This window comes from Herbidospora sp. NBRC 101105 (assembly GCF_030269205.1).
GTDB classification, from domain to species: Bacteria; Actinomycetota; Actinomycetes; order Streptosporangiales; family Streptosporangiaceae; genus Herbidospora; species Herbidospora solisilvae.
The window spans coordinates 129241-155222 of the sequence record NZ_BSSX01000006.1; the positions used below are offsets into that span (position 1 = coordinate 129241).

At 70.6% G+C, this 25982-nt stretch carries 23 protein-coding genes; 14 read left to right on the plus strand and 9 right to left on the minus strand.

The features are described from left to right. Positions 1–91: 91 nt before the first annotated feature. The gene (gene fabG / locus QSK34_RS24335; RefSeq protein WP_161483165.1) at positions 92–796 is read left to right on the plus strand and encodes a beta-ketoacyl-ACP reductase; all 705 of its coding nucleotides are present in this window, start codon (positions 92–94) and stop codon (positions 794–796) included. Between the two features lie 2 nt (positions 797–798). After that, entirely contained in the window at positions 799–1563 is a 765-nt protein-coding gene (fabI, locus tag QSK34_RS24340) for an enoyl-ACP reductase FabI (protein ID WP_062340315.1), read from the plus strand. Positions 1564–1568: 5 nt separating this feature from the next. Here the strand turns inward: fabI and QSK34_RS24345 are convergent, their stop codons facing one another. Continuing rightward, on the minus strand, positions 1569–2447 hold the full coding sequence (locus QSK34_RS24345) for a hypothetical protein (RefSeq protein WP_285586981.1): 879 nt from the start codon (positions 2445–2447) through the stop codon (positions 1569–1571). Positions 2448–2689: 242 nt separating this feature from the next. On the opposite strand from QSK34_RS24345, the gene QSK34_RS24350 reads away from it, so the two are divergent. Continuing rightward, positions 2690–3709, plus strand: a complete 1020-nt coding sequence (locus QSK34_RS24350; protein WP_285586983.1) for a cellulose binding domain-containing protein — start codon at positions 2690–2692, stop codon at positions 3707–3709. A 40-nt stretch (positions 3710–3749) separates the two neighbouring features. Here QSK34_RS24350 and QSK34_RS24355 read toward each other — a convergent pair whose 3' ends face one another. Continuing rightward, complete coding sequence (locus QSK34_RS24355; protein WP_285586985.1) at positions 3750–4682, minus strand: aldo/keto reductase; 933 nt, start codon at positions 4680–4682, stop codon at positions 3750–3752. Between the two features lie 43 nt (positions 4683–4725). On the opposite strand from QSK34_RS24355, the gene QSK34_RS24360 reads away from it, so the two are divergent. The 7 genes from QSK34_RS24360 to QSK34_RS24390 all read left to right on the plus strand — a co-directional run bounded on the left by QSK34_RS24360 (position 4726) and on the right by QSK34_RS24390 (position 10939). After that, positions 4726–5544, plus strand: a complete 819-nt coding sequence (locus QSK34_RS24360) for an undecaprenyl-diphosphate phosphatase (RefSeq protein WP_285586988.1) — start codon at positions 4726–4728, stop codon at positions 5542–5544. Then, positions 5541–6221, plus strand: a complete 681-nt coding sequence (locus tag QSK34_RS24365; protein WP_161483169.1) for an MSMEG_4193 family putative phosphomutase — start codon at positions 5541–5543, stop codon at positions 6219–6221. The genes QSK34_RS24360 and QSK34_RS24365 overlap by 4 nt, the downstream gene beginning before the upstream one ends. Before the next feature lie 10 nt (positions 6222–6231). Further along, a complete protein-coding gene (locus tag QSK34_RS24370) occupies positions 6232–6801 on the plus strand; it encodes a DUF3090 domain-containing protein (protein WP_030452328.1) in 570 nt (189 codons plus the stop codon). Then, positions 6798–7544 (plus strand): SCO1664 family protein, encoded by a 747-nt coding sequence (locus QSK34_RS24375; protein ID WP_161483170.1) that lies wholly within the window; start codon positions 6798–6800, stop codon positions 7542–7544. Before QSK34_RS24370 ends, QSK34_RS24375 begins: the two co-directional genes overlap by 4 nt. An 89-nt stretch (positions 7545–7633) precedes the next feature. Next, entirely contained in the window at positions 7634–8389 is a 756-nt protein-coding gene (locus QSK34_RS24380; RefSeq protein WP_285586995.1) for an NRDE family protein, read from the plus strand. Between the two features lie 9 nt (positions 8390–8398). Continuing rightward, entirely contained in the window at positions 8399–9610 is a 1212-nt protein-coding gene (gene mshC, locus QSK34_RS24385; protein WP_285586997.1) for a cysteine--1-D-myo-inosityl 2-amino-2-deoxy-alpha-D-glucopyranoside ligase, read from the plus strand. 9 nt (positions 9611–9619) lie between these two features. Then, positions 9620–10939 (plus strand): LVIVD repeat-containing protein, encoded by a 1320-nt coding sequence (locus QSK34_RS24390; RefSeq protein ID WP_285586999.1) that lies wholly within the window; start codon positions 9620–9622, stop codon positions 10937–10939. On the opposite strand, the gene QSK34_RS24395 is transcribed toward QSK34_RS24390, so the two are convergent. Further along, positions 10917–11990 (minus strand): GNAT family N-acetyltransferase, encoded by a 1074-nt coding sequence (locus tag QSK34_RS24395; protein WP_285587001.1) that lies wholly within the window; start codon positions 11988–11990, stop codon positions 10917–10919. The genes QSK34_RS24390 and QSK34_RS24395 overlap by 23 nt on opposite strands. Then, on the minus strand, positions 11987–12883 hold the full coding sequence (locus tag QSK34_RS24400; RefSeq protein ID WP_285587003.1) for a GNAT family N-acetyltransferase: 897 nt from the start codon (positions 12881–12883) through the stop codon (positions 11987–11989). The genes QSK34_RS24395 and QSK34_RS24400 overlap by 4 nt, the downstream gene beginning before the upstream one ends. A gap of 249 nt (positions 12884–13132) precedes the next feature. Between QSK34_RS24400 and QSK34_RS24405 the strand changes: the two genes are divergently transcribed. The 4 genes from QSK34_RS24405 (at position 13133) to QSK34_RS24420 (ending at position 18496) form a co-directional block, all read left to right on the plus strand. After that, on the plus strand, positions 13133–14377 hold the full coding sequence (locus QSK34_RS24405) for a cytochrome P450 (protein WP_285587005.1): 1245 nt from the start codon (positions 13133–13135) through the stop codon (positions 14375–14377). 48 nt (positions 14378–14425) lie between these two features. Next, the gene (locus QSK34_RS24410) at positions 14426–15832 is read left to right on the plus strand and encodes a GH39 family glycosyl hydrolase (RefSeq protein ID WP_285587007.1); all 1407 of its coding nucleotides are present in this window, start codon (positions 14426–14428) and stop codon (positions 15830–15832) included. Further along, positions 15829–16740 (plus strand): glycosyltransferase family 2 protein, encoded by a 912-nt coding sequence (locus QSK34_RS24415; RefSeq protein WP_285587009.1) that lies wholly within the window; start codon positions 15829–15831, stop codon positions 16738–16740. Before QSK34_RS24410 ends, QSK34_RS24415 begins: the two co-directional genes overlap by 4 nt. 76 nt (positions 16741–16816) lie before the next feature. Continuing rightward, the gene (locus tag QSK34_RS24420) at positions 16817–18496 is read left to right on the plus strand and encodes an MBL fold metallo-hydrolase (RefSeq protein WP_285587012.1); all 1680 of its coding nucleotides are present in this window, start codon (positions 16817–16819) and stop codon (positions 18494–18496) included. On the opposite strand, the gene QSK34_RS24425 is transcribed toward QSK34_RS24420, so the two are convergent. The 5 genes from QSK34_RS24425 to def form a co-directional block, all read right to left on the minus strand. Further along, a complete protein-coding gene (locus QSK34_RS24425) occupies positions 18454–18939 on the minus strand; it encodes a winged helix-turn-helix transcriptional regulator (protein WP_285587013.1) in 486 nt (161 codons plus the stop codon). The two genes, QSK34_RS24420 and QSK34_RS24425, sit on opposite strands and share 43 nt — an antisense overlap. 43 nt (positions 18940–18982) lie before the next feature. Continuing rightward, positions 18983–22879: a hypothetical protein gene (locus QSK34_RS24430; protein WP_285587016.1), complete on the minus strand. Its 3897-nt coding sequence runs from the start codon at positions 22877–22879 to the stop codon at positions 18983–18985. 238 nt (positions 22880–23117) lie between these two features. Then, positions 23118–23858, minus strand: coding sequence for a glycosyltransferase family 2 protein (locus tag QSK34_RS24435; protein ID WP_285587019.1), 741 nt, complete (start codon positions 23856–23858; stop codon positions 23118–23120). A 427-nt stretch (positions 23859–24285) separates the two neighbouring features. Then, positions 24286–25092: a peptidoglycan recognition protein family protein gene (locus QSK34_RS24440; RefSeq protein WP_285587021.1), complete on the minus strand. Its 807-nt coding sequence runs from the start codon at positions 25090–25092 to the stop codon at positions 24286–24288. Positions 25093–25245: 153 nt separating this feature from the next. Beyond that, positions 25246–25719, minus strand: a complete 474-nt coding sequence (gene def / locus QSK34_RS24445) for a peptide deformylase (RefSeq protein ID WP_285587023.1) — start codon at positions 25717–25719, stop codon at positions 25246–25248. Positions 25720–25982 lie beyond the last annotated feature (263 nt).

Here is a 25982-nt window from a genome sequence, read left to right on the forward strand (position 1 = left end):
GATGATCTGGAGTAACCCCACCACGCCGCAGCCGCGATCTTGTCTCGGGCGAACAAGAGGCTACCCGGGAGTAACTAGTAACGTCGGGTACATGCCTCGTTCTGTACTCGTCACCGGCGGCAACCGCGGCATCGGCCTCGCGATCGCCCGGGAACTCTCGGCGGCCGGAGACCTCGTCGCCGTCACCCATCGATCCGGCCAGGCCCCCGACGGGCTCTTCGGCGTCACGTGCGACGTCACCAGCCAGGAGTCGGTCGACGCCGCCTTCGAGAAGGCCGAGGCCGAGCACGGCCCGGTCGAGGTCGTCGTGGCCAACGCCGGCATCACCAAAGACACCCTGCTGGCGATGATGAAGGAAGAGACCTTCACCGACGTCATCGACACCAACCTGACCGGGGCCTACCGGGTCGCCAAGCGCGCCGTCCGGCCGATGTTGCGCCTCAAGCGCGGGCGCATCATCCTCGTCTCGTCCGTCGTCGGCCTCCTCGGCTCCGCCGGGCAGGCCAACTACGCCGCCTCCAAGGCCGGCCTGGTCGGCTTCGGCCGGTCGCTGGCCCGTGAGCTCGGCTCCCGGAACATCACCGTCAACATCGTGGCCCCCGGTTTCGTCGAGACCGACATGACCGCCGTCCTCACCGAGGAGCAGCAGGCCGCGATCCAGAAGCAGATCCCGCTCGGCCGGCAGGCCAAGGTGGGCGAGGTCGCGCGTGTCGTCCGCTTCCTGGCGAGCGAAGACGCCTCCTACATCACCGGGGCCGTGATCCCCGTCGACGGCGGCCTGGGAATGGGGCACTGACCATGGGAATCCTCGAGGGCAAGCGCATCCTCGTCACCGGCGTGCTGACCGACGCCTCGATCGCCTTCAGCGTGGCCAAGCTGGCCCAGGAGGAGGGCGCCCAGATCGTCCTCACCGGGTTCGGCCGCCTGAGCCTGGTCGAGCGCATCGCCAAGCGGCTGCCCGAGCCGCCGCCGGTGCTGGAGCTCGACGTCAGCAACACCGAACACCTCGACAGCCTGGCCGAGCGGGTCGGCGAACACCTCGGGGGGCTCGACGGGGTCGTCCACTCCATCGGGTTCGCGCCGCAGACCGCCCTGGGCGGCAACTTCCTCAACACCTCGTGGGAAGACGTCGCCACCGCGTTCCAGATCTCCACCTTCTCCTACAAGTCGTTGTCGATGGCCTGCCTGCCGCTGATGAAGCAGGGCAGCTCGGTCGTCGGCCTCGACTTCGACGCGTCCAAGGCGTGGCCGGTCTACGACTGGATGGGCGTGGCCAAGGCCGGGCTCGAGGCGACCAACCGCTACCTCGCGCGCGACCTGGGCAAGCACGGCATCAGGGCCAACCTGGTGGCGGCCGGTCCGCTGCGCACGATGGCGGCCAAGAGCATCCCCGGCTTCAAGGAGTTCGAGGACTCCTGGCCCGCCAAGGCCCCGCTGGGCTGGGACCTGGCCGACACGGTCCCGGCGGCCAAGGCGTGCGTCGCCCTGCTGAGCGACTGGTTCCCGGCGACGACGGGCGAGATCGTCCACGTCGACGGCGGCGTCCACGCCATCGGCGCCTAGGGTTCTCAGGCGATGCGCTGACGGCGTCGCGACGCCGACTGGAGCCCGGAGAGCGGCAGCGACTCCGGGCACATCGCCTCGAGCTCTTCCTTCCTGGCCCGCTTGAGCCAGGCGACCCGCGCGGCCAGCACCGCCGACACCAGCAGCAGCGTCGTCAGCCCGGTCGCGACGGGGTCGTAGGCCTGCTTCGGCCGCACCGGCGCCTTCCGGGTGTCGCTCATGAGCTCGGGGATGAGCTGGCCGGGCCAGAGCAGCGGCGGGGCGACCTCGTCGACGCGGACCGGCTCGGGCTCGGCGACGGGCGGGGGAGCGGGCTCCGGGGAGACCGTGATCGACTCGCCCGGGGTGACGAACTGAGGGCGGGGCTCCGGCCGCCGTTCCCTGCGGTTCTCGCGCCGGCCGGTCGTGGCGGGCTCGGTGGACTCCGCGGGTCCGGTGGGCTTCACCCGCACCGGCTCGGCGTCGAGCGTGGGCACCGGGCTGTGGCCGCAGGCGACCGAGCAGACGTCGACGGAACCGCCGTCGGTCGTCCCGGTCTCGACGCCGGTCGACGACTCCTTCTTCTGGTTCTTCTCCGGCTTGCCGGAGTCCTTGTTCTGCCCGGGAGCGGATGAGGACTTCGAGTTGTCGCTGCCGGTCACCCCGCCGACGACCTTGTCGACCGTGTCGGTGACGTCGCCGAGACCGCCCTTGGTCACGTCGTCGACGACGTCGGTCGCGCCGTCGACGACCTTGCACAGCGTGTCGGTCACCCCCGGCAGCAGGCCGCCCCGGTCGCAGTCGGCGGCCATGGCGGCCTCGGCCATGACCAAGGGGAGAGCGGCGCCTATGGCCACGGCGAGAACGCCGGCGCCGAGGGTGGACGCGCGCCGCCCGATCCTCATGTGCCCCTCCCCAGTCACCGGCGGGCCCCCTCCCCTGTGGGCGCACCGCTCCCGTTGGCGCGCTCCAGTCTCTCCCCAACGCCGGGTGAATTTCGCGCTGAGTCGCCCTTCGGTATCCAGGTGTGATACGCGAGACCATTTCTCGTTCGGTTTCTGAACCTTTCACCGGCCACCTGCTGCGGGCCGGGCCCCGACGCCCCGCGCGTTGACGGCACACCCGGCCGGTCCCGACGATCGGGTCCATGCAGATCACCGCAGTGGTCCTCACCGCCGCTCTGCTCGCGGCGCCGGCCCCGACGCCGGCGCCCTCGCCGACCGGCAGCCCCGGCCCGGTCCCCCTCACCTGCCGGACCGGTCCCATCCCCACGAACCCGCCCGCCAACGCCCCGCCGACCGCGCCGGGCGCGCCGACGGTCGACTGGTGGTTCTTCAACGGCGCGTACCTGCGCTGGGCGCCGTCGACCGACGACCACGGCGTGGCCTGCTACGAGGTCTACGAGGACGACGGAGCCAACGGGATCATCCGGGCCGTCTTCCAGGGGCCCGCCGAGGGCTGGGTCCCCCTCCCGATCCCCACGGGAACCAAGGACTATCCCGTCTACGTGGTCGCCGTCGACCGCTACGGCGTGCGTAGCGCCCGGTCGCCGGTCACCCGGGTGCGCATCAGCAACGACATCGTGCAGCCGCAGCCGAGCCGCCCGGTCGCCGCTCCGCTGAGCCCCACCAGCGTTCGCCTGTCGTGGACGCTGCCCTCCTACAGCGCGCCCGCCACGGCCTACCAGGTCATCTCGGGCGGGCAGCTGCTCATGACGGTCCCGGGCACCACCGCGACCCTGACCGGGCTGACGCCGGGCACCGAGTACTCCGTCACGGTCCGCCCGCTGTACGCGGACCGCAGCTGGGGGTACGAATCGCCGCCGGTGGTCTTCACCCCCAGCACGCCCGCCGTGTCATGTGAGGTGGACTACTCGACCCGCACCTGGGGCACCGGCATGACCACGAACGTTGCGATCACGAACACCGGCGACGAGCCCATCGAGGACTGGGAGCTCACGTTCACCTTCCCCACGCACGGGCAGCGGGTGGACCGGGGCTGGTCGGCGGCCTGGGAGCAGAACGGCCAGCGGGTCACCGCCACCGGCGTGACCTGGAACAGGGACATCGCACCCGGCCGGACCCTGTGGATCGGCTTCAACGGTGAGCACACCGGTGCGAACCCCGCGCCGGCCGACTTCACCGTCAACGGCTCCGCCTGCGCCTGACCCGCAGGCGGCGATCACCCGGGAGGCCCTGGGCGAGGTGTCACGACGACACGTCGTCCAGGGCCTCGCGGATCTCCCAGGGGAGCACGAGCGTCTCGGACTCCAGCACACCGAGGAGCTGGGCGTGGGTGCGCGCGCCCACGATCGCCGAGGCGACCCCGGGCCGGTCGCGGACCCAGGCCAGCGCCACCGCCAGCGGCGAGGCGCCCAGGCCCTCGGCGGCGGTCACGCACGACTCGACGATCCGGCGCGACCGCTCGTCGAGATAGGGCTGGACGAAGTCGGCGAAGTGCGGCGTCGCGGCGCGCGAGTCGGCCGGGATGCCGGTGCGGTACTTGCCCGTCAGCACGCCCCGGCCGAGCGGCGACCAGGCCAGCACGCCCGCGCCCACATGGGCGGCGGCCGGGAACAGCTCGTCTTCGGCCTCACGGGCCACCAGCGAGTATTCGACCTGCGCCGCCACGATCGGGGCCCGCCCCGCCGCCGAACGCTGGTGCACCCCGGCGGCGGCGACCTGCCAGCCCGCGTAGTTGCACACCCCGGCGTAGGCGGCCCGCCCGGTCGAGACGGCGATGTCGACGGCCAGCAGGGTCTCTTCGAGCGGCACGTCGGGATCGAAGGCGTGGAGCTGCCATAAGTCGACCTCGTCGACGCCCAGGCGGTCGAGCGAGGCGTCGAGGGCGCGGATCAGGTGGCGGCGGGAGCCGTCTTTGCCGCCGGGCGTGAGGACGGCCTTGGTGGCGATCACCAGGTCTTCTCTGGGGACCGCCTCTTTGAGCAGCCGGCCGATCAGCCGCTCGGCGTCGCCGCCCGCGTAGACGTCGGCGGTGTCGACCAGCGTGCCGCCCTCTTCGGCGAACGTCGTGAGCTGGGCGGAGGCCTCTTCGGCCGACGTGTCGCGCGCCCAGGTCATGGTGCCGAGCCCGATGCGTGAGACGGACAGGCCGCTGCGCCCGACATATCGCTGATCCATTGCGAGTCAGAGTATCGTGTCCGAGGCTCTAAGCTGGCCGACCGTGAACGTCTTTGAGGCGGTCGTCCTCGGCATCGTGCAGGGGCTGACCGAGTTCCTGCCGATCTCCAGCTCGGCGCACCTGCTCATCGTGCCCAAGCTGGCGGGCTGGGAAGACCCCGGAGCCGCGTTCACCGCCGTCATCCAGCTCGGCACCATGCTGGCGGTGCTGATCTTCTTCTGGCGCGACATCCTGCGGATCACCGCGGTCTGGTTGCGCAGCCTGACCGACAAGGAGCTGCGCGCCCACCTCGACGCGCGCATGGGGTGGTACATCATCCTCGGCACGATCCCGATCTCGGTCGCCGGCCTGCTGTTCTCCGACGCGATCGAGGGGCCGGCCCGCAACCTGTGGCTCAACTCGGCCATGCTGATCGTGTTCGGCCTGATCCTGCTCGGCGCCGAGCAGTTCGGCAGGAAGGCCAAGCAGCTGTCCGACCTGGGGCTGAAAGACGGCCTCATCATCGGCGCGTGGCAGATGCTCCCGCTGATCCCCGGCGCCTCCCGCTCGGGCTCCACGATGACCGGGGCGATGTTCCTCGGCTACACCCGCGAGGCGGCGGCCCGCTACTCCTTCCTGCTGTCGATCCCGGCGGTGGTCCTGTCGGGCGTCTACGAGATGCGCCACGTCGGCGACGGCGGCGGCCCGCCCCTGGTCGGCACGGCCGTGGCCACGATCGTGTCCTTCGTCGTCGGCTACGCCTCGATCGCCTGGCTGCTGAAGTGGGTGGCCAAGAACTCGGTCAACATCTTCGTGATCTACCGGGTGTTCGCCGGCACCCTGCTGCTGACCCTTCTCGGACTGGGCGTGATCACGGCATGACGACCCTCCTGCTGCTGCGCCACGGCCTGACCCCGCTGACCGGGCCGGTCCTGGCCGGGCGCACGCCGGGCGTGCACCTCGACGACCGGGGCCGCCGGCAGGCCGCCGACGCCGCCGAGCGCCTCAAGGACGTCCGGCTCGACGCGGTCGTCTCCAGCCCGCTGGAGCGCTGCCGCGAGACCGTCGAACCTTTCAACGCCGAAAACCTCCAGATCGACGACCGATTCGCCGAGTGCGACTACGGCGACTGGACCGGGAAGAAGCTCGGCGACCTCGCCAAGGAGCCCGAGTGGCGGGTCGTGCAGGCCCACCCGAGCGCCGCCGTCTTCCCGGGCGGCGAGTCGCTGGCCGCCGTGTCGGCCCGTGCGGTGGCGGCCGTCCGCGACTGGAACGCCCGGCTGGGGGAGCGGGCGACCTACCTGGTCTGCTCACACGGCGACGTGATCAAGGCGATCGTGGCCGACGCGCTCGGTCTGCACCTCGACCAGTTCCAGCGCATCAACGTCGATCCGGGATCGGTCACAGTCCTCGAATACACCCCCATACGCCCCTTTCTTCGCAGACTTAACGACACCCGAAATTTCGGGCTTCCGGAGCCGCCTCCGGAGCACAAAGATGGAGGAGAAAACATCGCCGGGAGCGACGCCGCCGTCGGCGGCGGAGCCGGGACCACGTAAGGTCGGGGCTATGCCGGTCTTCGATTACGATCCGCCTGAGAGGTTCGTGGCCGGTGCCGTTGGGCAACCGGGCGCGCGAACCTTCTTCCTACAGGCGAGGGCGCAGGGGCGCCTCACCACGGTCTCGCTCGAGAAGTTCCAGGTCGCCGTGCTCGCCGACCGCCTCGACGAGTTGCTCGACGAGGTGCTGCGCCGCAGCGGCGGCCGCGCCCCCGTCCCGGCCGTGGCTCCCGGCGAGGTCTCCGACGAGGGTCCCCTCGACACCCCCATCGAAGAGGACTTCCGGGTCGGCACCATGGCCCTGGCCTGGGACCCCGACACCTCCCAGGTGATCATCGAGGCGCAGGAGGCCACCGCCGAAGAGGAGGAGGACCCGATCTTCGGCGATCCCGACCGGCCCGAGCCCGCCGTCCTGCGGGTGCGCATCAGCGCCGCCGCCGCGCGGGCCTTCAGCCGCCGGGCCCTCGACATCGTGGCCGCCGGGCGGCCCCCGTGCCCGCTGTGCGGGCAGCCCCTCGATCCCGAGGGTCACATCTGCGTCAGGCTCAACGGACACCACCCCGGGGGACTCACCGCATGACCGCTGAGAACGCGGAAGAGGGAACGAGGCTCGACGACGCGGCGGCCATGCGCCTGCTGCGCGGCGGGCGGCTGGAGATCGCCGGCCGTCTGATCGAAGCCAGCAACATGACCCTCTACTGCACGATCAGCGCGGGCGACCAGGTCGCGGCCTGCGTGTACAAGCCCGTGGAGGGCGAACGCCCGCTCTGGGACTTCCCCGACGGCACCCTCGCCGCCCGCGAGGTCGCCGCCTACGAGGTGGCCGTGGCCACCGGCTGGCGGCTGGTGCCGCCCACCGTCTACCGCGACGGCCCGTTCGGCCCCGGCATGGTCCAGCTCTGGATCGACGCCGACCCCGACGCCGACCTGATGGCCGTCATGCGCAGCCGCCAGCCCGCGCTGCGCCGCATGGCCGTGCTCGACGCGGTGATCAACAACGCCGACCGTAAGGGCGGCCATCTCCTGCCGCTGCCCGACGGCCACGTCTACGGCGTCGACCACGGAGTCTGCTTCTCCGTCGACACCAAGCTCCGCACCGTCCTGTGGCAGTGGAAGGGCCGGCCGCTCTCCCGTGAGGCGGTCGCCGTCCTGGTCCATCTCGATCAGGAACTCGAAAGAGGACGACTCGGGCGAAGATTGCGCGAACTGCTGACCGCCGCCGAGGTGGAGGCGACCTGGAACCGGGTACGCAGACTGCTGGACACCGGAATTCACCCCTACCCATCGGGCGACTGGCCCGCGATCCCCTGGCCCCCGATATAACTGCTTTCCCGGAGCCTCACTGAGCTGGACGTAGCACTTTATTTCCGGCACTCTGCATGAGTCTCTACCGATAGTGGAGGGAACGGGCATTGTGTACGGTCATCGTGAGCTTCGACCCCGATGCGGAGTCGCCGATCCTGCTGGCCGGGGTCCGCGACGAGTTCGTCAACCGCCCCTGGATGTCCCCCTCCGCCTACTGGCCCGGTCATCAGGGCGTCGTCGGCGGCCGTGACCTCCTGGCGGGCGGCACCTGGCTGGCCCTCCACCCCGCCGCCCGTCGCGTCGCCGCCCTGCTGAACGGCCACGGCCTGCTCACCTCGTCCCCCAACCGCGCCTCCCGGGGCGAGCTGCCGCTGCTGGCCGCCTCCGGCGGCGAGATGCCCCTGGTCGAGCTGACCCGCTACGACCCCTTCCACCTGCTGCTGTGCGGCCTCGACGGCGTCCGCCTGTGGACCTGGACCGGCGACCGGCTGTCGGAGGAGAAGTTGCGCCCCGGCACCTACGTCGTGGTCAACGCGGGCCTGGCCGACCCCCGCGAGAACCCCCGCGTGGCCCGCTTCCAGCCCGCCTTCGCCACGGCGCCCCGGCCCGGCCGGCCGGGCGGGGGAACCCCCGATCGCTTCTGGGGCGAGTGGCTCACCCTCGCCTCCGGCGACGGGCTGCCCTACGAAGACCCGGCCGCCCTGCTGGTCCGCCACGAGCTGACCGACGGCCGCCTGTTCATGTCGTTGTCGGTCAGCCTCGTGGCCCTGGCCGAGTCGGGCGTGCGCTACGACTTCCTGCCCGCGCCCGACGACCCCCTCACCTGGCATCCGGTGGACATCCCCCGCGAGGCGCGCGGATAGGCTCACACCATGCAATCGTGGTCTTCGTCGAACGTCCCCCGCCTGCCGGGCCAAGGTCACCCGCTCCGCCTCTACGACACCGCCGCCCGCGAGATCCGGACCACGGAGCCCGGCCCGGTGGCCCGCATGTACGTCTGCGGCATCACCCCCTACGACGCGACCCACCTCGGCCACGCCAACACCTATCTGGCCTTCGACCTGGTGAACCGCGCCTGGCGCGACGCCGGCCACGAGGTCCACTACACCCAAAACGCGACCGACGTCGACGACCCGCTGCTGGAGCGCGCCCAGCGCGACGGGCAGGACTGGCGCGAGCTGGCCGAAGACCAGATCGAGCTGTTCCGCACCGACATGGCCGCCCTGCGCATCCTGCCCCCGGCCGAGTACGTCGGCGTCACCGAGGTCGTCGACCAGGTCGCCGCCCTCATCGAGCGGCTGGGCGAGGCGACGTACACGATCGACGGCGACGTCTACTTCGCCCGCACCGCCGCCCCCAAGTTCGGCGCGGTCTCCGGCTACGACGAGGAGACCATGCTGGCCCTGTTCGGCGAGCGCGGCGGCGACCCCGGGCGGCCGGGCAAGCGCGACCCCCTCGACTGGCTGCTCTGGCGGGCCGAGCGCCCCGGTGAGCCCTCCTGGCCCTCGGCCTTCGGCCCGGGACGCCCCGGCTGGCACATCGAGTGCACCGCGATCGCCCTGGCCAACCTCGGCCCCGGCTTCGACGTCGCCGGCGGCGGCACCGACCTGATCTTCCCCCACCACGAGATGGGCGCCTGCGAGGGCCACGTGGCGACCGGCGAGTGGCCGTTCGCCAAGGCCTACGTCCACTCCGGCATGGTCGGCCTCGACGGCGAGAAGATGTCGAAGTCGCGCGGCAACCTGGTGTTCGTCTCGAAGTTGCGGCAGCACACCGACCCGATGGCGATCCGGCTGGCCCTGCTCGCCCACCACTACCGCACCGACTGGGAGTGGACCGACGCCGAACTGGCCGAGGCGACCGCCCGCCTGGGCCGCTGGCGCGCGGCCGTCGCACGGGAGCGCGGTCCCTCGGGCGCCGAGCTGCTGGAGAGGGTGCGCGACCGGATCGCCGACGACCTCGACGCCCCCGGCGCGCTGGCCGAGATCGACGCCTGGGCGGCCGCCGAGGGCGACGACGCGCGGGCGCCGGAACTGGTCCGTGACGTCGCCGACGCACTGCTCGGGATCACCCTCGGAAAGTGAGGATCGCGGTTGAAGCGGTTATTGCTAGGTCTTGTCCTGACAGCGGGATGCACGACCGCGCCACCGCCCGCCGCGACGCCCACGAGCGCCCCCACCCCTGAGTTCACCGTCACGGCCGGCCTGCGGCACGTCGCCAACGTGCCGCCCGGCCCGCCGTTCGACACCCCCGAGTCGTTCGCGACCGACCTGGCCTTCCAGGGGCGATACGCCTTCGCCGGCAACTACGGCGGCTTCACCGTCTACGACATCGGCGACCCGACCAGACCGACCGTGGTGACGCGGGTGCTCTGCCCCGCCGACCAGAACGACGTCTCGGTCTACAACAACCTGCTGTTCCTGTCGGTCGACGTGCCCCGTGCCGGTCCCGACTGCTCCAGCGGCCCCGGCGACCCGTCGGCGGAGACGCAGTTCGAGGGCGTGCGGATCTTCGACATCACCGACGTCGCCCGGCCCCGCTACGTCACCGCGGTCCGCACCCCCTGCGGGTCACACACCAACACGATCATCCCGGGCGACGACGTCCACCACGTCTACGCCTCGGCCGCGGGGCCTGCCCCCGACACGGCCCGCTGTCCCGCGCCCCACGAGCTCGTCTCGGTCATCGAGGTGCCGGCCGCCGACCCGGCCGCCGCCAAGCTCGTGGCCACGCCCGTGTTGTTCACCGACCGCGACCCGGGCCGGTTCGGCGGCTGCCACGACGTCAGCGTGCTCCCGGCGAAGAACCTGGCGGTGGCCGCCTGCTATGGCGACGGCCTGCTGCTCGACATCACCGACCGGGCCGACCCGAAGGTGCTCCAGCGGGTCACCGACCGGAGGAACTTCTCGATCTGGCACTCCGCGGCGTTCACTCCCGACGGCACGAAGGTCGTCTTCAGCGACGAACTGGGCGGCGGCACGGCCCCGATGTGCACCGCCGAGGTGCCGGGGAACAAGGGGGGCACCGCGATCTACGAGATCACCGGCGACCGCCGGATGAGGCCGCTCGGCCTGTTCAAGATCCCCAGAGTGCAGAGCGAGGCCGAGAACTGCGTCGCCCACAACGGCAACGTCATCCCGATCGAGGGCCGGAACCTGATGGTGCAGGCCTGGTACCAGGGCGGCGTCTCGGTCTGGGACTTCACCGACCCGGCGAAGGCCCGGGAGGTGGCCGCGTTCGACCGGGCGCCGCTGGCGGCCGGCACGCTCGGCGGGTCGTGGTCGGCCTACTTCTACAACGGCTACATCTACTCCAGCGACATCACCCGGGGGCTCGACGTGCTGGAGCTGACCGAGCCGTCGGTCGCCGGGGCGAAGAGGCTGCCGGGGCTCAATCCGCAGACGCAGGAGTAGTGCCGCGCCGGGCCGCGACCCATCGGGCGGCGCGGTCGGCGGCGCCGTACAGGACCGGGGTGGAGAGCACCAGGTTCACGGCGCGGCGCCTCGGCTCGTGGACCAGCCAGTGGCGGGCCGCCGCGACCGAGGGGCGGGCCAGGCGGCCCTCGGCGACCATCAGGTCGCCGGTCTTGAGGCTGTCCTTGTAGCCCTTCTCGCCCCGGCCGAGGTCCATCAGGGTCACCCCCGCCTCGGCGACCGCCCGGCACAGGCGCAGGCGGTGGATCAGGCCGGGGGAGTAGAAGGCGAAGGCCGGGTCGTAGACGGGGAACCAGGCGATGATCGTCGTCTCGGTGCGCACCCCGAAGTTGCCCGCGACCAGCGTGTCGCCCGCGTAGAGCAGGCCGAGGGTGCCGGTGAACACGGGGGTGCGGACGTCGTGGAGGCGCTCGGTGACGGCGACCACCCACGGCTCGGCGAAGCGGTCGGGGCGGCCGGTGCGGCGGTACTGCGCCGACTTCCACCGCTGGAGGGTGCGCAGGGCCGCGCGGTCGGGCGAGTCGAGCTCGAACCGGACCTCGCCGACCTCACGGGCCAGCCGCCGCTCCTTCTTCAGGGTCGACTTGTAGATCTTGTTCGACCGCTCGGCCAGGCCCTTGGCGTAGACGTCGTAGCCGCCGGTCAGGTCGATGACCGGGGAGGGGTGCCGGGCCTTGTGGTGGTGGACGAACTGGGCCGGGTCGAGATGGTCGAAGGCCCACACCTTGAGGTCGCAGGCGCGCAGCAGCTCCCTGGGCGCGACCTCCAGACCGGGTTCGGCCGCCATGCCCTGGAGATCGGAGAGCACCGAGCCGATCGGGAGGCCGACCGCGCCGCGCCGCTCGAACGGGAAGAAGGCCCGGCCGCCGTCGACCACGGCCACGTGGGCGTCGTCGCGGACCGCGCCGACCGCCTGGGCGTACTCCGGGGCCAGGAACGGGTTCGGGCGGCGGTCCAGGCGCTCCAGCGCCCGCCAGTCGGCGAGCTGGGCCGCGGAGAGCTCCGCCGGCCGCACGACGTCGATCCTCACCCCCGGCCCCGCATCCGCAGCGCCCGGTCGGCGAGCGCGTGGAGCCGGGGGTTGCCGACGATCGTCTTCTTGATCCGCCGGGCGGGCGCGGTACGCGCCCAGTGGAGGGCCGCGGCCGCGCCGGGCCGCCGTGCCACCCCTTCGGACAGGGGGAGGGTGCCGTTGCAGATGGTCTGTTTGTATTCTCCGGCGGTGCCGGTGTCGATGTGCCGCAGTCCGCGGGCGGCGGCGGCCTCGACCAGGCGTAAATGATGGATGAGACCGGGTGAATACGACCCGAGTTCCGGATCGTAGGCGGGGAACCAGCCCGCCATGACGCCTTCGCTGACCAGCCCGAAATGCGCGGCGACCGGGCGGTCGCCGATCTTCAGAACCGAGAGCGGCGCGCTGAATTCGGGGGTCTGAACGTCGCGCAGCCTTTCGATCAACGCGGCCACCCAGGGTTTCGCCGTGCGGTCGGCGCGGCCGATGCGGCGATACTGGTCGGACTTCCAGCGCAGCAGCGCGCCGAAATGATCGCCGGAGGCGTATTCGTAGGTCAGCGGGCCGATGTCCCGCTGGATCTTGCGCTCCTTGTAGACGATTGTCTTGTACGACTTCGGCGAAGTCTCACGAAAGAACTTGATATATCCGTCATATCCGGATTCGAGATCGAGCAGCATCGCCGTCCGATTCTCGTCGGAAGTGAACCACGGTTGCCCGCCCACCAGATATTCGAACTCGAACACCTCCAGCCCGCAGCCTTTCAGCAGGTCCGGACCGGTCACCTCGAATCCCGGCCGGTGCACCAGCCCCTGCGCCAGCGTGACCCACGCGGCCAGCGGCCGGGCCGCCCCGGGGCCGCACGGCTCGAACGGCAGGAACCCCGCCAGGCCGGTGTCGTCGCAGATCACGGCCACTCTGGCGGACTCGCGGACGTGGCTGACCGCCTGCGCGAACTCGGGCGCCAGCCACGGGCTGGCCAGGTGGGGGGAGGCCCGGCGCATCTGTCTCCACGCCGACAATTCCGGCTCGCCGAGATCGCGGGGACGTACGACATCGATCTTCATATGCGATGAATTCCGGTGACCTAGGGGGTGATGACCGCGCCATACTAATCACGCGAATAACGTCTCGTCCCCCGACCCGAGGTGCTGCCCCTTATGACCGTCGTGCAGGACATCGACCTGGGCAGCCTCTCGTTCTGGGGCAGGCCCCATCCGGAAAGACTGGCGGCCTTCGAACGGCTGCGGCAGATCGAGCGGCCGATGTACTTCGGCGAGCCGCGCGTCCCGGGACTGCGGTCGGGCCAGGGGTTCTACGCGCTGGTCCGGCACAAGGAGATCACCGAGGCGCTGCGCAACCCCGGCGTGTTCAGCAGCTACCCGTCGGTGTCGATCCCGCCGCCGCCGTTCTGGGCCAAGTACATCTTCGGGAACTCGATGGTGAACCTCGACGACCCCCAGCACGGCCGCCTGCGCCGCATCATCGCCCGCGCGTTCACCCCGCGCATGCTCGACAAGAGCGAGCAGGACGTCACCGCCAACGTCAACCGCATCATCGACCGCGTCGTCGCCGCAGGTCCGGGCGGTGACTTCATCACCCAGGTCGCCAACCCGATCGCGGCGGGCGTCATCTGCGACATCGTGGGGGTGCCGGAAGAACACCGCGGCCTGGTCATCGAGCGGGTGCACACCTGGGCCGACTACACCGGCGTGCGGCCCGGGTTCGCCTCCTCCCTGCGCCTGGCCGCCAAGAACACGATGGGCCTGGTCGGCCTGCGGCGGATGGTCATCGAGCTGGGCAGGGAGCGCCGGAAGAACCCCCGCGAAGACGTCATCTCGCAGCTCGTCACCGCCAACATCGACGGCGAGAAGCTCACCAGCATGGAGCTCGGCGCGTTCTTCACCCTCCTCGTGACCGCCGGCATCAACACCGCAAGCAACGCGATGGCCCACGGCCTGCGGCTCCTCACCACCCACCCCGACCAGCGCGAACTGCTCGTGAACGACTTCGACGCGCACATCGGCACCTGCATCGAGGAGATCGTCCGCTACGTCACGCCCGGCATGCGCACCGGCCGCACGATCAAGGTCGAGCACGAGGTCGGCGGGCAGGTGCTCAAACCGGGCGACAAGGTCGTCCTGTACTTTCTCTCGGCCAATCGCGACGACTCCGTGTTCGCCGATCCCGACACGTTCGACATCACCCGTGACCCGAATCCACATGTCGGGTTCGGGGCGCCCGGTATCCACTTCTGCCTCGGTGCGAATCTCGTCCGGAAAGAACTCACTGTGGCGTTCCGGGAACTGTTCCGGCGCCTTCCCGACATCCACGCCATCGGCGAAGGACGCCAACTTCGCTCCAACTTCGAGAACGGCCTGACCGAGTTGCGATTCGGCTTCTAGATTCCGGGGTAACCGGCGATTCATTCTTTCGCCCGATATCGTGGCCGGGTGGCACGAGAGAATCGGCGGCACTGGCGTCACGCGCGCCGTTCCCTCCGCACCAGGCTCGTCATGCTCTTCGCGACCGTCACGGTCGCCGGCGCGGCCGGCGCCCTCGTCCTGGCGATGTCCGGGCCCCCGGCCGTGCCGTGGCAGCCGTTGGGCGACCAGGGGAACCCGCCGCCCGAGGCGGTGGCCGGCCCGGCCGCCGCCAAGCCGATCGTGGTCGGCGGCGGCGCGCCCGCCGGGTTCCCCGTGTGGGGCTTCTCCCACACCCGGTTCAGCGTCGACTCCGGCCCGCCCGACGTGACGGCCGTCGCCGAGAGGAGCCTCGCGCGCGGCCGGATCATCCAGAACCAGCACATCATGGGCTTCGGAACCCTCAACCCCGAGCCGTCGCCCGGCAGGTACGACTGGAAGTCCATGGACAGCCGGATGGCCGCCATCAAACGGTCGGGCGGCCTGCCGGTCATCACCCTCTGCTGCGCCCCCGACTGGATGGTCGGCGGCGAGCCCGGCGAGACCGACTGGGAGAACAACTTCACCCAGTCGCCGCTGCGCGAGCACTACCGGGACTTCGCGAACCTGGCCGCCGTCGCGGCCAGGCGCTACCCCCACGTCCGCCACTTCATCGTCTGGAACGAGTTCAAGGGCTTCTTCAACGAGGGCCTGAAGCGGTGGGACTACGAGGGCTACACCGAGATGTACAACCTCGTGTACGACGCCCTGAAGAAGGTCAACCCGAAGATCCAGGTCGGCGGCCCCTACATCAACGTCACCGACCGGCCGGGCTGGAAGTCGGAGGTCTCCGGCCCGTGGGGCAGCCAGGACCAGCGCGGCCTCGACGCCATCCGGTTCTGGCTGAAGAACAAGCACGGCGCCGACTTCCTGGTCGTCGACGGCACCTCCGAGTCGTCCAAGGGCATGTATCCCGACGAGTTCTCCGCCCTGGCGAAGTTCTCGGCCGTCAACGCGTGGCTGCGCAAGCAGAGCAACCTGCCGGTCTGGTGGGCCGAGTGGTACTTCGAGCCCGCCGAGTCCGACTGGACGACGGGCCGCCGCCTGGCCGTCCAGGCCGCCGCGATGATCGAGTTCGCCAGGAGCGGCACCGCCGCCGCCCTCTACTGGTCGCCGCAGGGCGAGGGGCCCGAGTGCGACGGCTGCCTGTGGACCAACCTCGACCAGCCCGGGGCCGGCAAGGCGCTGTCCGCCCTGACGATGCTCCAGGACTTCGCGAAGTGGTTCCCCGCCGGCACCCGTCTGGTGAGCGTGCCGTCGGCCCACCCGTCGATCCGGCTGCTGGCCTCGGCGAAGAAGATGGTCGTCGTCAACACCCGGGGCGAGGAGACCACGGCCACGGTCGACGGGAAACGGCTGACGCTCAAGTCCTACGAGGTGCGGTGGATCAGCCGATGAAGAACACCGACCGCCCGCCGGTCAGCGTGGTCGTCTGCACGACCGGCAACCGCCCCGAGATGCTGCGCGAGGCGCTGGCGTCCATCCGGGCGCAGGACTACGAGGGCGACGTCACCGCCGTCGTCGTGTTCGACCGGTGCGAGCCCGACAAGGAGGTCCTGTCGGACGACCCGCACCGCCGCGTGACCTGGACGACCAACGAACGGGTGCCCAACGTGGCCGGCAGCCGCAACAGCGGCATCCTGGCGGCCTCCGACGACCTGGTGGCCTTCTGCGACGACGACAACACCTGGCGCCCGTCGAAACTCCGCCTCCAGGTCGAGGCCCTGCACCGGAACCCGGACGCCGCGCTGGTGTCGTGCGGCATGGTCTCGACGCAGGAACGCCTCTGGCCGTCCGCCCACATCACCTTCGACGACCTGCTGCGCTCCCGCATCCCGGCGGCCACCACGTCGTCGTTCCTGATGCGCCGCCCCCTGCTGCTGGGCCCGGTCGGCATCTTCTCCGAGGAGATCCCGCGCGGCTTCGCCGAGGACTACGAGCTGCTGCTGCGGTGTGCCCGGCACGCGCCCATCCCCTATGTGCCGGAGATCCTCGTCGAGGTCCCGCCCCATGAGGGCTCCCACTTCTACGGCCGCTGGTCGATGATCGCCGACTCCCACGAGTGGCTGCTCGACCACTACCCCGAGTTCCGGCGCGACCGGCGGGGATACGCCCGCCTGGCGGGCCAGGTGGCCTTCGAGAGCTCGATGGCCCGCGACTGGGGGCGCTCGCTGAAGTGGGCCCGCCGGGCCTTCGCCGCCTCGCCGCTGGAGCCGCGCACCTACGCGGCCCTGGCCGTCACCTCCCGGTTGGTCTCCGGCGAGTGGGTCATCGGCAGGGTGCAGGCCCGGGGCAGCGGCACCTAGATCTCCCCGTCGATTGTGTGATGCAAGTAGCAACGTCTACAGTTACTTTCATCACGCTATCGACTAGGGAGACGTTGTGAAACAGAGCCGGGCACTGCTGCGCGCCACCACCTGGCCGGGTGTTCCCGACCGCCTGCTCGTCCTGCTGGCCGTCCAGCTTCTGGCGGCGCGGCGGTACCGCGAGGGGCTGGAGCACTTCCGCGCGCTCGCCGCCGAGCGGCCCGGCTCGGCGCTGATCCAGAGCCTGACCGGCGTCTTCGGCGTCCACCTCGGCGGACCGGACGGGGAGGCGCTCGCCGCCCTCGACGCCGCGGCCGAACGCGAACTCGGCCTGCCGCACTACTTCCGGGGCACCACGCTGGCGGCCCTGCCCGGCTGCGCCGGCCGCGCCGACACCGTGATCGCCGACCTCGAGTTCGTCCTCGCGGTACGCGACCAGTTCCCGCCCGGGTTCATGCACGCCGTCCAGTGGGCGCTGGCGCGCGGCTACGCGTGCGCGGGCCGCCCGCACGACGCCCGGGAGGCGCGCGGGCGGGTCGGCCACGACCACGATCTGGCCCTGGTCGCCGACTACCTCGCCGACCCCGGCCACGGCCTGCGCTTCGGCCCTCCGCGCCTGGTGGAGACGGCGCCCGGCGTGCACGTCGCGCAGGGATACGACTTCGCCGACTTCGGGTTCGTCGTCACGGGCGAGGGCGTCGTTGCGATCGACGCCGGCAGCGACCCGGGCCACGTGAAGGCCGCCCTGCGCGACCTGCGCGCCGTCACCGACCGGCCGATCACCCACGTGATCCTCACCCACGCCCACTTCGACCACATCGGCGGCCTCGACGCCCTGCTGGGCGAAGGGGGGCAGGTCATCGCCCAGGAGGCGTTCGCCGCCGAGCTCGCGCTCCAGGCCGCGAGCCCGCCGCCCTTCCCCTATCTACTCCCGGACGGCCAGGAACACCGCAAGCATGTCGTGCCCGACCGGCTCGTCAGCCGGCCGGAGACGCTCACCGTCGGCGGGGTCGAGTTCGGCCTCGTCCCGATCCGCGGCGGGGAGAGCGCCGACGGGCTGCTCGTCCACCTGCCCGACCGGGGCGTGGTGTTCACCGGGGACATGTGCATGCCCTACCTCGGCGCGCCGTTCTTCCCCGAAGGGTCGGCCGAGGGTCTGTTCGAGGCCCTCGTGACCGTCCAGGAGCTGCGCCCGCGCTCACTGGTCCACGGGCACACCGCGCTGACCGAGAACTTCACGGTCGAGGCCCTCCCCGGCCTGCTGGCCGCCCTGCGCGAGCTGCACGCCGTCGTGCTCGCGGGAGTCGCCGCCGGACGTCCGCTGGTCGAGCTGCTCGACCTCGACCACCTGCCCGAGACGCTGCGCGACCACCCCGCCGCGATCACGCCGTATCTGGTCATCCGCGACGGCTTCCTCCAGCGTGTGCACCACCAGGCGTCGGGTTACTGGCAGCCCGACGGAACGGGCGTGGAGCACTTCTCCGCCGGAGAATGGGCCGCCGCGCTCGACCTGCTGGGCGGCGGAGGAGCCGAGCCCTTCGCGGCGGCCGCGGCGGAACTGCTGAACCGCGGTGAGCCCGCTCTCGGGCTGCGGATCGTCGAGCACGGGCTGCTCCGCCACCCTCAGGCCCCGGCGCTCGCCGAGCTGCGTCATCGGCTCCTGCTCGCGCTCGTCGAACGGAATCAGTTCTTCGATCCGTTCAAGTTCGCCTACTACGCCGGGCTCGCCGGATTCACCCTGGCCGCCGCGGGCTGAGCCCCCGGCCCGGGCTCCATGTCGCAGTCGTGCGGCCCGAGCGGCCGGCCGCACCGGTCACAGGTCAGCCCGGGCCGCAGCGACCCGCCGCAGCCCCGGTGCCGGACCAGCAGCGGCGGGCCCTCGGTCGCCCGGTGGTGGTCGCCCCACAGCAGCAACGACATGATGACCGGCCACAGGTCCAGCCCGGCCGCCGTCACCTGGTATTCGTACCGGTCGGGCCGGGTCTGGTAGAGCGATCGCTCCAGGACGCCCGCCTCGCAGAGCTTGCCGAGCCGGTCGGACAGGATGTTGTGGGCGATGCCGAGGTTCGCCCGGAAGTCCTCGAACCGGCGGGTGCCGCGCAGCGCGTCGCGCACGATGAGCAACGTCCAGCGCTCGCCGACCACCTCCAGCGAGCGGGCGATCGAACAGACCTGTCCTTCGTACGTACGCGGCAGCATGTCCCCATCCTAGGTCCATTGCATCACGCAAGTAAGAGGCGGTTCAGACGCTCAGCAGCAGGAACCTCTCCAGCACGACCCAGCCCGCGAGCAGCAGGAACGGGATCGACAACCAGGCCAGCCTGCGGCTCCAGTACCAGGTGCCGGGGCGCTGCCGGATCCGGATGACCTCCCGGGTCAGCACGATCAGGACGAAGATCCCCAGGGCCACCAGGCCGTAGGGCGTCCACGGGGTCTCGCCGATGCGGAACGGGGTGCCGCGCAGCTGGGGCGCGATCCGGCCCGTCGGCTGCTCCTTCAGGGCGTAGACGGCCGCGTCGTCGTTCCAGACCAGGGTCTTCAGGTCGGGGTGCTGGGCCAGCGACACCCGGATCTTCGGGCCCCAGTCGGCCGGGTAGTTGGCGTCGATCTCCAGCGACGCCTCCTGGCTGCGGGTGGCCAGGATGAACGAGCCGGGCCCCGCGTCGCGGAGCTGCTCGACCACGTTGTCGACCTTGTACGGGTCGCGGCCCGCCGTCGCGCGGATCTGCCGCACCCGCTCGACCCCGGTGAGGCTCCACGAGATCGACGAGCCGCCGTCGCCCTCCGGCACCAGGTAGAGGATGCGGGTGGTCTCCAGATCCTGCTCGTAGATGTAGTCGATGGCGGCGCGTTCCTGCGGGGAGGTCCATTCGTACTTCTCGTTGCCGAACCGGGCCAGCAGGAACGCGCCCGCGAGCCCCAGCACCAGACCGCAGGCCACGACCGGACGCAGTGTGGCCAGCACCGGGAAGCGGCGCTTGGCCGGCACCCTGCTGGGCAGGGCCGGGTAGAAGAGGTAGGCCACGAGGATGCTGGTGGCCGGAAGAGTGAACAGGTAGACGCGCAGGCCCAGCTCGCCGCCGTAGCTGAGCATGGCCAGCGACAACACCGGCACGACCATCATCACGAAGACGACCCGGTCGCCGATGCCCTTCTTCAGCCGCCGCAGCAGGCCCAGCCCGGCCAGGCCCAGGATCACCCCGGTGATGGCCAGCCGTGTGTAGAGCACGACCAGGCGTTCGGGGTTGGTCGAGCTGATCCGGCCCGTGGTCTGGGAGGTGAGGTTGCCGCCGACCTGGCCGACCGAGCCGACCATCGCGTCGAGGTGGCCCGACCAGTAGGCGACGGCCATGTAGTTGACGTAGGCCGCGACGATCGCGCCGAACAGCACGACCATCATGAAGCTGAGCCGGGTCCGCCGGAACACCACGAAGCCGAGCAGCACCCCGCACATCATGAACGGGGTGATCTGGTGGGACGTCGCGGTCGCCACGAAGATCATCACGATCAGGACCAGGATGATGACCCGGTCGGCGACCGTGGTCCTCCTGGGGGCGCGTTCGCCCGGGATGAGCGTCCAGCGGCGTCTCCAGAACGACGAGGCCGGGTCGACGCGCAGGAACCAGGTCACCAGGATCGCGACGAAGAGCAGATAGAGCAGGTACGTCATGCCCTGCGGCGAGAAGTAGTCCTGCCCCACCCACTGCGACACCACGAAGACCATCAGGGCCAGCCACTTGGCCCGGCGGTCGGCCTGGAGCCGCCGGACGATGACGACCAGGGGGATCAGGTAGGCGACGTTCGAGATCAGCGGCCACCAGTTGAGCAGCGCCGCCGCGTCCTCGACCCCCGCCGCCCTGATCATGAACGCCGAGAAGACCGAGAAGCCCGGCCAGTTGAAGCGGGCGTCCAGGGCCGTCAGGGTCTCGCCGGTCCGGGCGATGTAGTCGACGAACCCGCCGATCGTCCAGGCGACCGGGAAGCGGGGGAGCGGCTCGACCAGGACCGCCGCGCCGTGCAGGGCGAACATGACGGCCAGGATCTGGAACAGCAGCAGGACCGGCCGGTTGCGCTGCTGGGTGAGCGTGTCGAAGAAGCTGAGGATCAGCAGGGCGACGGCCAGCAGGGCGACCGGCGGCATGACCGACACCAGGCCGAGGCCGGTCATCGCGTAGAGGTCCACGCCGACCAGTCCGGTGGGGCGGGCCTTCATCGCCAGGACGTACATGGCCAGGGCCTGGACCGTGATGACGGCGCCCAGCCACTCACGCGGCTGCCTCATGAGCAGCGCCGCGCCCGCCAGCCGGCCGCTTCTCCTCGGCGGGGTCACCCGCTCGGGCACCGTGACGAGCTCACCGGCGGGCGCGACGTCCCATCCGGGGGCGACGACCCGGATCAGGCCCGAATTCGCCGACTCATCGGTTTCCCGCCTGGAATCGGCATCGTCCCGGTCGGCATTCTCCTCGGCGACGGGCGGATTCGCGGCATCGCCGGGTTGGTCGTCATCGGCCGGAGGTTCGGGCGTTTCCGATCCGTTGGATTCTCCGGCCTTTTCGATTTCCGGATCCGCTTCTTCTCCGGCCGGAATTCCACCGTTGTCATCGTCGTCTTTCGCGGAATTCTCGACGGCGTTGTCTTCTCCGTCGCCTTCGGTACGTAACGGAGCGTCGTCTTCGGGGGCATCTTCTCCGTCGGGCCCGTCGACTATCGGGTCGGTGATTCTCGACGTGGTCAGCCGGCGGATGCCGCCGAAAGGCAGGGCTACGGGTTTGATGGTGTCCACCGTTTCCGAGTCGTCGGAGGTGTGCCGCGACGGTGGGGTTGCGGTCGAGGGCACGGCATCTGTTTCTGCACCTTTCGGCCGGCAGAGCCGGAACAGCGCGGGGGCCACCGCCGCCGCCATGACACTCTGCGTGACGACCAGCGCGATGCCGACGCCCTCGATGCCGTGGCGCGGCAGCAGCAGCCACGTCAGCCCCAGCGCCAGCGCGCACCGCACGGCCTGGATGGAGAGCAGCGCGCGGCCCCGCCCCAGGGCCCGCAGCGCGCCGAGGTAGAGCTCGACGAACGCCCGCGCCAGCGTGGCCAGGGCGATCAGCCGCAGCAGGGTGGTGCCGTTGTCGGCGAACTCGGCGCCGAAGACCGACAGGACCAGCGGCGCCGCCGGCACCACCACGACGATCAACGGGATAAGCACGGTCAGGCTGCGGTGCAGCGCCCGGCGGGTGTTGCGGCCCAGCGCGGCGGGGTCGAAGGAGCCCTCGACCGTCAGGCTGGTCGCCATCGTGAACGCGAAGATCTCCAGCAGGCCGCCGACGGTGACCGCGATGCCGTAGTAGGCGTAGGTCCGGTGGTCGACCTGGGTGGCCACCACGACCGGGATCAGGTAGATCGCGGCCAGCGTGAACACCGAGCCGAAGTAGTCGCCTCCGGCGAACCGGGCGATCCTCTTCGGCGACGGGGGAGTCCGGTGCGCCGTCTCGGCGACGTGGCGGGGGATGACCCGTACGAAGAGCAGATAGTTGACGGGGAGAACGGCCAGCGCGCACGGCACGATCCAGGCCAGGAACACCTGCCACGAGACCACGTCGCCCCGGGCCGCGACCAGGAACGCGCAGGCCGCCACCGCGGTGACCTTCACGAACCCGACGGCGACGTTGACCACGGGCACCCACGTCGAGCGCCGCAGCGCCGACAGCACCACCTCTTGCAGCGTGTAGACCGACCACACGATCACGACCAGCGCGAACACCCCGGCGGGCACCCAGCCCCACAGGATGCGGAAGCCCGGCTCCTCCTTGGTCGCCACGACGAAGACCGCCGTGGCGACCAGCCCGAGGCCGCCGCCCAGCAGGTAGACCGCGCCGACGAACCGCCCGGTCGCCCGCCCGGTCTCCGGTACGAACCGGGTCAGCGCCCCCACGAACCCGAACGAGGTGAGCGCCGCCAGCATCCGCATCGCGTTGATCAGCGCCTGGCCCTCGCCCACGTCGGCGGCGGGGAACAGCCGGGCCGCGATCACCCAGTAGCCGACGCCGAGCGCCGCCCCGATGCCGGCGTTGACGACCAGCGCGTAGGCGTTGCGCAGCAGCGGATCCTGAAGGTCGGCGGGCAACCGCCGGCGAAGCGTCTCGGTCACCGGTTCTCAGTCGTCACGGGTCGGGGCGGGCGGCCCGGCACCTGTCGGCACCGGACCTTTCTCAAAGCGGCGGGTCGGTCTGCCTCTCACGGCACCCGGCTTTCGGAGCGGTGGGTCGGTCGATGCTGTGCGGCGCCGACCTTTTGGAGTGGCGGGTCGGTTGGTGTCTCACGGCACCGGTTCCTCAGAGCGGCGGGTCGGTCGACGCTTTGCGATCACCGGTCGTGGGCTTCCGTGGTCAGGCGGCGCCCTGGTCGGCGGGGACCGCGGCGTCCGTGTTCACGCGTGCGGGCGCGGGGAGCCGGGTGTCGCGTTCGCGCAGGATCGTCTTCAGCACCCGCCAGCCGTCGCGGAACGTGCGCAGGTTGCTGGTGCCGTGGATGCGGCCGCGCTCGTGGCTGGGCACTTCGTGGACCTTCAGGCCGGCCTTGGCGGCGCGGATGTTCATCAGTGTCTCGACCTCGAAACCGGCGCAGTCGGGCGACAGGACGTCGAGGCCGCTGGCCCAGAACGCGTTGTAGCCATAGCAGAGGTCGGTGTAGCGGGTGCCGTAGATGAGGTTGACCAGGCCCGACAGCAGCAGGTTGCCCAGGCGGCGGCCGAGGGTGATGTCGTCGCTGCCGCCGCCGTGGGTGAAGCGGGAGCCCTTGGCGTAGTCGGCCCCGGCGACCAGCGCGGCGACGAAGCGGACGATCTCCCGGCCGTCGGTCGAGCCGTCGGCGTCGATCATCACGATGATCTCGCCGGTGCAGGCGGCGAACCCGGCGGCCAGCGCGTCGCCCTTGCCCCGGCCCGGCTGGGTCACCACGCGCAGCCCGGGACGCAGCCGCCGCGCCACCGCGACCGTGTCGTCGGTCGAGTCGCCGTCGACCAGCACGACCTCGTGCACCCACCGGGGCAGCGTCGCGAAGACGTGGGGCAGGTTCTCGGCCTCGTTCATCGCCGGGACCACGACGCTCACCCGAGGTGCGATCGCCATTAAAGGGGTGATTGTGGTAAATGACCCTAAATGGGATATAGGACGAGAAATGCTGCTCTCGGGATTCATGGTGCGGGGATCCTCCGGGGCAAGGTGCGTGCTGCGTCGTTGCAAAGGGGGCACGATTGCCATCGCGAGCTGCGAGGACGTGAAACGTACCAGGGATGGGCTCGCCTTGGGAACCGCGTCCGTCCGGATGTGTCCGGACCGGAACGCGGCCGAAACAAGGAGCGCTAAGACGCTACATGTCCTGATCTCATGCCGGGTGGAGATCCCGCCGAAACACGCCAGGACGTAAAGAAGATCTTCATTCGGCCCCCACCTCACATCACCGGGAAGTTCCCTCGTTGGACGTTAGGTGCATATACGTCCACATTCCAGGTGTATTAGAACGATGTATACATCTGAGCAAGATTGATCACTTCGGTCAACCGTGACGACCGATTTCGGTCAGGGTCTCCGAGAATCCGATCGCGGGGCCATGATCGAATACGCGGTCGGGCCGTTCGGCGAACATCACGCCCCGGCGCGGCAGCGTCGCCTGCTCCAGCTCCCAGATCAACGGGTCGAACCGGCGGCCGACCATCCGGTGCCAGACCCGCTCGCGCAGCTCGGGCAGCAGGTCGTAGAGGTAGTCGCCAGGGCAGCGGGTGTTGTTCAGGTCGCGGTGGCCGACGATCGACTCGTACGGGTCGAGGTCGTAGATCGCGCACAACCACGCCGTCAGCTTGACCAGCGAGCCGAGCAGGGGCAGCGGCGGGCTGGTCCGGGCGTAGGTGCCCTCGTTCTCGATGCCGAGCGTGGTCCGGTTGTGGTCGGCGGTGTGGGCGCCCACGGCGTGCATGCCGCGGGAGACGGCCAGGAGGGTGCGGTTGCGGCCCTCCATGATGTGGCCGCCCCGGCTGATGGTGAACTGCTCGCCGATGTCGTCCCACCGGTTGCGGCGCATGTGGTGCTTCTGGATCGCCCGCGAGAGGCGGTAGGCGTGCTCCAGGCTGTCGTCCATCGTGTTGGACGTCGCGGTGTGGTGGATCACGATGTACGCGGGGGCCCGGCGCAGGATCGTCGCCGTCTCCTGGGGCTCCCGGGCCCCCCATTCGAGCCGTTGGTGGATGCGGGGCCGGATCGGCCCCCGCGCGGCCTCCGCTCTCGCGGCGCCCAGCAGGGGGACCGCGGCGCCCGCGATGCCCACAGAGAAACCGAGCGAGAGGACGTGGCGGCGGTCCAGGGGCATGCGCGCTCCTCCGAGAGGCGGGAGGAGACGGTCTTTTCGAGGCAGATTCAGAACACGAGCCACAGCCGGCCGTCGGCCGTCCGGGTCTCACTTTGGTTACACAGCGTGACAGGTAGGATGAATACCTCGGGAACGCCGCGCCCAAACCGGGCATCACACCTGTGCCAGGAACTTCTCCCGCTCTTCGGGTGCCAGCCGGTCGCTGAACAACATCCCGTCGAGGTGGTCGGCCTCGTGCTGCAGCACCCGGGCCAGCAGGCCGACGGCCCGGACGGTCACCGGCTTGCCGAACATGTCACGGCCCCGGGCGGTGACCGAGAAGGATCGTTCCAGGGGCCACCAGATCCCCGGGGCCGACAGGCAGGCCTCGTCGGCGACGACCTTCCGCTCGGAGGCCTCCAGCCGCGGGTTCACGATGTGGCCCGCCCGGCCGTCGAGGGAGAAGGCGAACACCCGGAGGGGGACGCCGAGCTGCGGCGCGGCCAGCCCGGCCCGTCCGGCGCCCGCGCGGAGGGTCAGCGTGAGCGACTTGACCAGCTCACGCAGCTCCTTGTCGAAGGTGGTGACGTGTTGGGCTACGGTCCGTAGCGCTGGATCGGTGAACGGGACGATCTGATGAGCAGTCACAGCACGCTCCCCGCGGCGGTTCCTTCAGGCAGATTCCCAGCGCGAGACGTGACCGGCCTTCGGCCGGTCACGTCTCGCCAGCGACACCACAACGAAATGCCCGGCCCACTCTTGCCCTAATCGCGGTTAAATCGGCGTTGCGTCGGTGCGTCGTGTGAGTTTCTTGTTTCGTACGTGCGACCCACTTAACGGGCGCACCGTCACCGATCGTCAGTGTGCGTAACGGCGGCCTCCTACGTTCCAGGCAACCCTGGAAACCGAGG